Origin of the sequence: Rhodomicrobium udaipurense JA643 (genome assembly GCF_000636015.1) — a bacterium.
Taxonomy (GTDB): Bacteria; Pseudomonadota; Alphaproteobacteria; order Rhizobiales; family Rhodomicrobiaceae; genus Rhodomicrobium; species Rhodomicrobium udaipurense.
In genome coordinates this window covers 1-7,745 of record NZ_JFZJ01000149.1, presented here as the reverse complement: position 1 = coordinate 7,745, position 7,745 = coordinate 1, and the positions used below count along the sequence as shown (strand labels likewise).

The following is a 7,745-nucleotide window of genomic DNA, read 5'->3' as shown; positions in this document are numbered from 1 at the left end:
CGCCGTCCGGCCACACGGCCCCTTCGGGCCAATGCGCCGACAGCCATTGCATCGCGCGCTCGACACGACGCGTCGTCATGTCGGCTCCGGCCCTCAAGTGGCGGATGCGCGTCCCATCGGAAAAAATGGTCGTGGAAACGCTAGCGTCCGTTAACGATCTGGCGGCCGCATAGGCATCAACGACACTGAGTAGGTTTGCGATTGCGCTCATAACGATGACTTACCGTTACTCGTAACGATAGTCAACCGTCTTTATCGTTCCCTTTAACGAATGATCCCCCCAGTTAATTACGATAAATTTAACGCATGCCCCCACGTAAACCACGCGACCTAGATCCGAACACGATGGCTGGCCGCATCCAAGCATTGCTGGATGCGACCGGGAAACCCCAGACGCCCCCGGCTGACAGCGGGCTGAAACCAAGCACAATACAGAATATTTTGAATGAAAGATCGCGGCGTCCTCAGCCGGAAAACGTCGCGCTCGTTGCGAAGTATCTGGGCACCACGGTCGCCTATCTTGAAACTGGCGATGAGAATACGAAAGTCTCGCCTCTTGAAGGAGAAAATACCAATGTTAGAATGGTGAAACAGCTGAATTCTGACAAGAATTCGTTAACCATAGATGTGCCTGTTCTTGGGGTTTCAGCTGTCAGCACCGGCGACGAATTTCTGTTTACTGGGGAACGGATTGATTACGTGCGCCGGCCAGAACGGGCCAAGCATATGCAGCGGTTGTACGCGTTTTTTGTAGCTAAAGATAACATGTATCCTCGCTTCGACATTGGAGAGTTGATCTACGTAAATCCTGACATCCCGCCGTCAGTTGGCGATGACATCGTGATTGAACTCGCGCCGGAAGATAGCAAAAGCACCGGTCCGAATGTGTCGTATCTGAAACGACTTAAGCGGCGAACTCCAGAAGGACTTGTTGTCGAGCAATTCAATCCTCACAGCGAAGTGTCAGTCCCTATCGCGCGAGTAATATGCATTCATCGCGTCATGACTATAAAGGACCTTTTGGGAGTTTAGTATGTACGATTTTATTCTTTGGGTGGAAATGTGTCTTGCTGGAATAGGAATTATTGCTTGCCTTATGGTAGGTATCGTCTGGGCGGCTCTTCGCCGCGATGGAAGCTTTGTAATATTAGGAGTTCTTGGGTCATTGGTTTGCGCCGCTTTTCTTGGGTGGGGCTATGATGAGCGCGCGAAGGCTCGCGGCTTTCTGAATGCAGAAGATTGGACTGCGGCTACAAAGGCCGGGTTCTCGGACCTTGCTCTTTGGGCCAAGGAGCGCGGCAGACTCTCGGCCGGAAAGACGGAAGCCAGAAGTGCCACCGAAGAAGAGGTTCCATTCGCCATCCTTAAGACCGAAACGATAGGCTGCAAAAACTATGACGATTTTATAGAAATTGAGGCTCTTCAGATCGAACGCGCGCACGAGGCAGGCAACCCAGCCCTCACCTCAATTGCGGCCGAGAGACGCACCGCAAGGGTCAAAGAGCTTCGCGCCAATGCAACCGCAATATTAACGAAACGTTGCCAACCACTTAAAGCCGGCGGTGTTTTCTCCATCGAAAGCACGCACGCAATCTCCGGGCCATACGAGGTAAAGGAACAAGGCAGCGGGATAACCTACTATCTGCCCGGCTACCAGGCTGAGAAATTCGAGATTAAGTAGCTTCGTTACGAAGCTGCCATTTCTGGCTCGCGTTCATGGCTGCGACATTGAGTATCGTTAAAATTTGCGTTGCATCGTTACCTATAACGATGCAAACGTTACCTCCATCACCCCTGATGGAGGCCGCCCTTGTCTCACGCCACGCATGCCGCCTATACGCGGATGCCGTCCGGCATCGCCGTCGACTTGCTCCGCCCCGCGCCCGAGCAGATCGACTTCAACGATCTCGCCGAGGTGCTCTCGCGCATCGATCACACTGGGGGCCGGTGCGCCTCCGGCATATATTCGGTCGCGCAGCATTGCGTGATCGGCGCCGACGCCGTTGCCCGTGAAACGGGTTCCGACGCGCTCGCGGCGTCCTTCCTGTTTCACGCCGCGCATGAGGCCTATCTCGGCCGCACCGAGCATGCTGCATTTGCCGCCTATACCAATTGGTTTGCAGCGTCCGTCAGGCTCGATCCCGCGTTTCACACGTCAATGCCGCGCGATACCATCATGCCCGCCGCGCGCCGCGCCGCCGACGCAGCCTTCGACGATCTGAAATTCGCAATCATGAACACGGTGCATCAGGCGGCGCGTCTCGAATGGCCGTGCTCCGATGCCGCGATGGCAAAGCTCCTCGATGTCGACCGCCGCCTCCACAACACCGAAGCCGTGCAGCTGCTCGGTGAGACGCTCCCGCGTGACGAGCCGACGCTCCGCGTGATGGGCAAGCTCGGCCTCTGGCCGTGGCCCATGGCCGCCGACGAATACCGCGCCCGCGTCGAGCGCTATGCGCCGCGCGTCGGGAGCCTGCGCGGTCGGCAGCGCTCCAGCATCACCCGGTCCGTCCGCGCCTCTGCGGCGGCCTGATTATCACTGTCGAGGAACCAGGGCCATGAGCCAACCGACTATCCGGAAATTCGATCAGATGATCGGCCTCCTGCACCGCGGGAAGTTCGCCGAGAAATGCGACGACGTGCTGCGCGAGGCCGTCGAAACGCTCGAAGCACTGCCCGGCGAGAAGGGCAAGGCGAAGATCACGGTCGAGATCGAGATCGCCTACCAGGGCGGCCGCGTCGACGTGACGCCGACCGTGAAATCGAAGCTTCCCGAGGGCGACAAGTTCGGCGCAACGCCGTTCTGGACGCACGAGGGCGGCCTTTCCACCCAGCATCCCAGCCAGATCGACATGTTCGGCGGTCCGCGCGACGCGACAGAGCGTCTGCGCGACCGCGCGTAAAACTCAACCATTATCTTGAAAGGATATTCACATGAGCAACAAGGCTGACGTAATTTTCACCGGCAAATCTGATATTCCATCGGAACCTGCGAGCATCAAGGCCATTGCCGAACTGGCATCACAGGCCCAAGGCTTTGAGGTGCTATCGGTCGAGACAGACGGTTTAGGAGACGGTTTGCCAAAGAAGGTCCCGGTCACAATCGATATGAAGGGTGAGCAGGCGCGCGTAGGCGACCTGAAGACCATCATCGAGAAATATCGCGTGCGACCGGAGCGCCGCACGGGGACCGCTGATGTCTCGACGCTCACCTCCTTCATCGACCTCGTCAACTACCACAAGGACAAGCACTCCGCGATTTTCGCCGTGACGAGTTGGCCGAGCCCTCAGCTCGTCGCCGTGCTCGACTATCACGAGCCGCGGATCACCATTGAAGGCGAAACAGGTGGCGAGCCGCGCCACATGCAACACCGCATTCGCTATCGGTTCCCGGTAACGGACGGGATGGGCGCATGGACGAAGTCGAACGGCGAGTTGTTCGATCAGGGCGAATTCGCGGCCTTCATCGAAGATCACGCGGCCGAACTGGCGTCGCCGACCGAGGAAGAGCGCAACGAGTTCGAGCCGCTCTTCAAGGAGCGCTTCGCCAACCCGAACGAGCTGATCGACCTGTCGCGCGCCCTTGAGGTGTTCGTGGGCGCTAAGGCAAAGAACGCCGTCCGGCTCGCAAGCGGTGAGCGCGCGGTCGAGTTCACCGAAGAGCACATGAACGGCAAGGGCGAGAAAGTCGACGTGCCTGGCATATTCATGCTCTCGGTCCAGGCGTTCGTCGACGGCGAAAAGGTCCGCATCCCTGCGCGCCTTCGCTATCGTATCGCCAGCGGCAGCATCAAATGGGCCTACGCGCTCTATCGCTGGGATTGGTATCTGCGCCAGCAGGTCAAGGCAGATCTCGACACGGCAGCCGCCGATACCCTGCTCCCAGCCTACGAAGGCACACCCGAACTCGGCTGAGCCCGGCCGAGCGGCGAACGCCGGCCAGAGGATAACAGGCGCGCGGCCAGCGGGGCGCAGCGCCACTCAAACCAGGCGTGGCTTAGCCGGGTGGAGAGCAACCCGGCACCTTCCCGAGATTTCGATTTGAGGCGACAATGCCGACCATTTCTGCCCGCAAGTCCGACCTGTCCGGCGCGCTCACGCGGCTGTCCCGCATCGTCGACAAGCGCAACACAATTCCCATCCTTTCCAATTTCCTGCTCACCGTCGATCAGGGCAAGCTCACCGTCACCGCCACCGATCTCGGCATCGAGGCGCGGGCCACGATCGATTGCTCCGGAGACCTGACGACGCACGGCGGCTTTACGGTCCCGGGCGGGCCGCTGTCCGACATCGTCCGGAAGCTGCCGGACGGCGACATATCGCTGTCGTGGGACGGGGACAAGGGCCGCGCCACGGTCAAGGCCGGGCGCTCGCGGTTCGAGCTGATGACGCTCCCCGCCGACGATTTTCCCGAGTTCGGCAAGTCCGAATTCCAGCACAGTTTCACGGTTCAGGCCGAAGCGCTCGCCACGATCTTCGACAGCACAGCCTTTGCCATGTCGTCGGAGGAGACGCGGTACTATCTGAACGGCGTCTATCTGCACACGGCAGACAGGGGCGACGGCGCGAAGCTGCGTGGCGTCGCGACCGATGGTCACCGCCTGTCCAGCCGCGATGTCCCGTGTCCGGACGGGGCGTCCGGCATGTCCGGCGTCATCGTCCCTCGTAAGTGCGTCGGCGAAGCCGCGCGCCTGGCGAAGGACGTGAAGGAGATCGTGGTCGACGTATCGCCCGCGAAGATCAGGCTCACCTTCGGCTCCACCACACTGACATCGAAACTGATCGACGGCTCATTCCCCGATTACCAGCGCGTCATCCCGACAGCAAACAAGCTCCGCGCTGTGGTGGACAACGAGGCGCTTGCAGCGGCGGCCGATCGCGTGTCGCTCGTCTCGTCCGAGAAGGGCAGAGCGGTGAAGCTCTCGTTTGGCGAGACGTTGCGTATCGAGGCGACGGACCCGGAAAGAGGTTCCGCCGCGGACGAGGTCGACCTCGAAGAAGCCACGGCAAGCCAGGTCGAGATCGGCTTCAATGCCCGCTATCTCGCCGATACGCTCGCGAACTTGCCAAAGGGCAAGGTGTCGATATCGCTCTCGGATGGTTCCAGCCCGACGCTGTTCCAGCCCGCCGACGACGCCGACAGTCTGCTCGTCCTCATGCCGATGAGGGTCTGAGCGATGAGCCCGAAAGAATTCCTGAAAGTATTTTTCAAGGCTCTTCCAGCCGCGAAATACAACCCACGCAGAGCGTGGGGTTGGGCGATGCTCTGCCGCGAACTCGACAAGACGTTTGCGTTCGATGTGAACGTCTTGACCGATTCCCAACTCGAAGAAGCGGTCGAGGAAGCACGCTGGCGCGGCCTGCTCACTGATCAGGATTTGAGCGAGGAAGCCCTCTCTCTTCTGCGCCGAGGCGATCTCCCTGCTCTCGAAACGTTGCTCGAACGCCAACTGCCGAGCGGCCTCGGCCACCAAACCCAGCAAGAGAAATACGAGGCGGCCATGGCCGCGAAACGGGAAAGGGCCGCATGATGCTCACTCGTCTCATCTGGCGCGCCCGCGCCGCTTACTGGTTTCGCCGCCTCACCGGCATGCAGCGCGTCGACGCGTGGCGCTACGCCGGGACATTCACCGAAGACGCAGATTTCTGGGAGACCTTCCGCTCAGAAAGCCCGCGCGAGACCGTGGAATACGAGATGACTTGCTGGGGAGACTACTGATGCGCGTTCGCATTCTCGAACTCCGCACCACCGGAGAAGATGAGCGCTTCCACGCCCCCTGCGAAGTGGGTTACGCCGACCTTGTCGCCACCGGCACGATCCTCGAAGGCGAAATCGCCTCGTGGGAAATCGGCCCATGCGCCAACTACCTCTGCGATCCGGGCCGTTATATCCCGCCGCAGGCAAGCGCTGTCCATCACATCCTGAACGAGGACGTGCGCGGGATGGTGTCGTGGGCCGAGCTGCTCGATGAGATCGTGCCGCCCGAACGTCACGGCGCCGTTGCCTTTGCCTCTCACCAGATATCGTTCACGCGCCGCTGGGCGACGGACGCGATGACCGAGGCGACGCCGTGGATCGACACCTATCGCTGCGCGCTCCGTCTTTGGCCGGACGCGCCGTCCTACCAGAAGCACGCGCTGCGCTACTGGCTGAAACTCCCCGTGCAACGCGAGGAAGCGGACAAGCACAAGGCAGGAGCGGCCGCGCTCGTAATCGCGCACATCCTGCGCCGCATGCTGGATGAACACTCGCTGGAATATCTGCTGCGACTGACCGGACAGCCGACGCTTCAGGAGCGCTGCAAGATCCGCTCTCCCTGGCTGAACAGGCGATGGTCAGCCATAGACGACGAGCGATTCCTGCAATGGGTATCGGGCGACTATGCCGCGACCGCGCGCGAGCGCGCCACGGCAGCCTTCCACCTCGCGCGGCTTAAGGGCCGCGCCTCGGGCGGCGTCGTTACGCAGGGCGAGGTGGCCAGATGAGCGAGGAACCGAAAGAACGGCCGATCTTGTTCAGCGCGCCTATGGTCCGCGCGATCCTCGAAGGGCGCAAAACACAGACGCGGCGGATAGTGAAGCGGCAACCGGCCGGAGCCGAAAGCGTTTCGCAAACCCTCGCAAGCGATGTCGCGCCAGACAAAGTCGGGGCATGGGAGTTCTGGGCCGGAAAACCGCAAACGCCTCTTAGTGACCCGGTCTTTTGTCCCTACGGTCGCCCCGGAGATCGGCTTTGGGTGCGGGAGACATGGGCAGACGCTTCATCCGAAAACGGCCCGGTTGTGCTCTATCGAGCTGGTAATGACCGACGCTATCTAGTCGATGAGAGCTACCCTGTAGACTATGATCGGTTCCCAATCAAAAGCCGGGATGCGTGGTCACGGTGGGCGGCAGACGTTGAGGGTGGCAGCGGTGGGTATCGCCCATCGATCCACATGCCCCGCTGGGCGAGCCGGATCAGCCTCGAAATCACTGACATCCGCGTCGAGCGGCTCCAAGATATCAACGAGGAAGACGCGCGGGCTGAGGGCGTTGCGCCGTGGCGAAGGCCAGTGGCGCAGAGCGCACCGCATTTCGCCGCTTTTGCGGACCTGTGGCGAGGACTAAATGGCCCAGATTCGTGGGCGGCGAACCCATGGGTATGGGTGGTCGCGTTCCACCGCGTAAATGCATTTCCAGAGGTGAAGCCATGAGCATCAACCGCGTCATCCTGCTCGGCAATGTGGGGCGTGATCCTGAAATCAGGCCAACAACCACCGGCGACCAGATTGCCACATTCTCGATAGCCACCTCCGAAACGTGGAAGGACAAGACCACCGGCGAGCGGAAGGAAAGCACGGAATGGCACAACATCGTGTGCTTCAACCAGGGCCTCGTGAAGATCATCCAAGAGTATGTCACGAAGGGCTCGCGGGTCGCCATTGAGGGCAAGATGAAGACCCGCAAGTGGCAGCACTCGGACGGCACAGACCGCTACTCGACCGAGGTCGTGATCGGCCGCTTCGACGGCAGCCTGTCGCTCGAAGGCAAGCCCAGCGGCGCCACGCGCAGCGAGGACGCCTACGGCAGCACGAAAACCCGCGAGAGCTACAGCGGCTCGACCGGAGGCGGTTCATCAGACCGCCTCGACGACGAAATCCCGTTCTGAGGTGGCCATGCCAGATACACCATTCAGAGAGACCCCCATCGGCCGATCGATACAGGTGATCCGCGAGCGGGAAAAAGCAAAGCACGCCAAGCCTGAT

General features: G+C 60.6%; 10 protein-coding genes. All 10 read left to right on the top strand.

Annotated elements, in window-relative coordinates:
• The first annotated feature begins 345 nt into the window (after positions 1–345).
• The 10 genes from T281_RS15300 to ssb all read left to right on the top strand — a co-directional run bounded on the left by T281_RS15300 (position 346) and on the right by ssb (position 7,648).
• On the top strand, positions 346–1,032 hold the full coding sequence (locus tag T281_RS15300; RefSeq protein ID WP_037241332.1) for a LexA family transcriptional regulator: 687 nt from the start codon (positions 346–348) through the stop codon (positions 1,030–1,032).
• A 1-nt stretch (position 1,033) separates the two neighbouring features.
• A complete protein-coding gene (locus T281_RS15295; protein WP_037241329.1) occupies positions 1,034–1,681 on the top strand; it encodes a hypothetical protein in 648 nt (215 codons plus the stop codon).
• 129 nt (positions 1,682–1,810) lie between these two features.
• Entirely contained in the window at positions 1,811–2,533 is a 723-nt protein-coding gene (locus T281_RS15290) for a hypothetical protein (protein WP_155955294.1), read from the top strand.
• A gap of 25 nt (positions 2,534–2,558) precedes the next feature.
• Complete coding sequence (locus T281_RS15285) at positions 2,559–2,903, top strand: hypothetical protein (RefSeq protein ID WP_081796840.1); 345 nt, start codon at positions 2,559–2,561, stop codon at positions 2,901–2,903.
• A gap of 31 nt (positions 2,904–2,934) precedes the next feature.
• Positions 2,935–3,915, top strand: coding sequence for a DUF2303 family protein (locus T281_RS15280; RefSeq protein WP_052037565.1), 981 nt, complete (start codon positions 2,935–2,937; stop codon positions 3,913–3,915).
• Positions 3,916–4,052: 137 nt separating this feature from the next.
• Positions 4,053–5,174, top strand: coding sequence for a DNA polymerase III subunit beta (dnaN, locus tag T281_RS15275; protein ID WP_037241322.1), 1,122 nt, complete (start codon positions 4,053–4,055; stop codon positions 5,172–5,174).
• A 3-nt stretch (positions 5,175–5,177) separates the two neighbouring features.
• A complete protein-coding gene (locus T281_RS15270) occupies positions 5,178–5,531 on the top strand; it encodes a hypothetical protein (RefSeq protein ID WP_037241319.1) in 354 nt (117 codons plus the stop codon).
• A complete protein-coding gene (locus T281_RS15265; RefSeq protein ID WP_037241317.1) occupies positions 5,528–5,719 on the top strand; it encodes a hypothetical protein in 192 nt (63 codons plus the stop codon). Before T281_RS15270 ends, T281_RS15265 begins: the two co-directional genes overlap by 4 nt.
• Positions 5,719–6,486 (top strand): 3'-5' exonuclease, encoded by a 768-nt coding sequence (locus tag T281_RS17980; protein WP_052037564.1) that lies wholly within the window; start codon positions 5,719–5,721, stop codon positions 6,484–6,486. The genes T281_RS15265 and T281_RS17980 overlap by 1 nt, the downstream gene beginning before the upstream one ends.
• Before the next feature lie 703 nt (positions 6,487–7,189).
• Positions 7,190–7,648: a single-stranded DNA-binding protein gene (gene ssb, locus T281_RS15250; protein WP_037241312.1), complete on the top strand. Its 459-nt coding sequence runs from the start codon at positions 7,190–7,192 to the stop codon at positions 7,646–7,648.
• Positions 7,649–7,745: the final 97 nt, after the last annotated feature.

Excerpts from the sequence above, each read along its gene's own strand:
- ssb (WP_037241312.1), top strand. The coding sequence starts at position 7,190 with ATGAGCATCAACCGCGTCATCCTGCTCGGCAATGTGGGGCGTGATCCT.
- T281_RS17980 (WP_052037564.1), top strand. The coding sequence starts at position 5,719 with ATGCGCGTTCGCATTCTCGAACTCCGCACCACCGGAGAAGATGAGCGC.
- T281_RS15270 (WP_037241319.1), top strand. The coding sequence starts at position 5,178 with ATGAGCCCGAAAGAATTCCTGAAAGTATTTTTCAAGGCTCTTCCAGCC.
- T281_RS15295 (WP_037241329.1), top strand. The coding sequence starts at position 1,034 with ATGTACGATTTTATTCTTTGGGTGGAAATGTGTCTTGCTGGAATAGGA.
- T281_RS15300 (WP_037241332.1), top strand. The coding sequence starts at position 346 with ATGGCTGGCCGCATCCAAGCATTGCTGGATGCGACCGGGAAACCCCAG.
- T281_RS15280 (WP_052037565.1), top strand. The coding sequence starts at position 2,935 with ATGAGCAACAAGGCTGACGTAATTTTCACCGGCAAATCTGATATTCCA.
- T281_RS15265 (WP_037241317.1), top strand. The coding sequence starts at position 5,528 with ATGATGCTCACTCGTCTCATCTGGCGCGCCCGCGCCGCTTACTGGTTT.
- dnaN (WP_037241322.1), top strand. The coding sequence starts at position 4,053 with ATGCCGACCATTTCTGCCCGCAAGTCCGACCTGTCCGGCGCGCTCACG.
- T281_RS15285 (WP_081796840.1), top strand. The coding sequence starts at position 2,559 with ATGAGCCAACCGACTATCCGGAAATTCGATCAGATGATCGGCCTCCTG.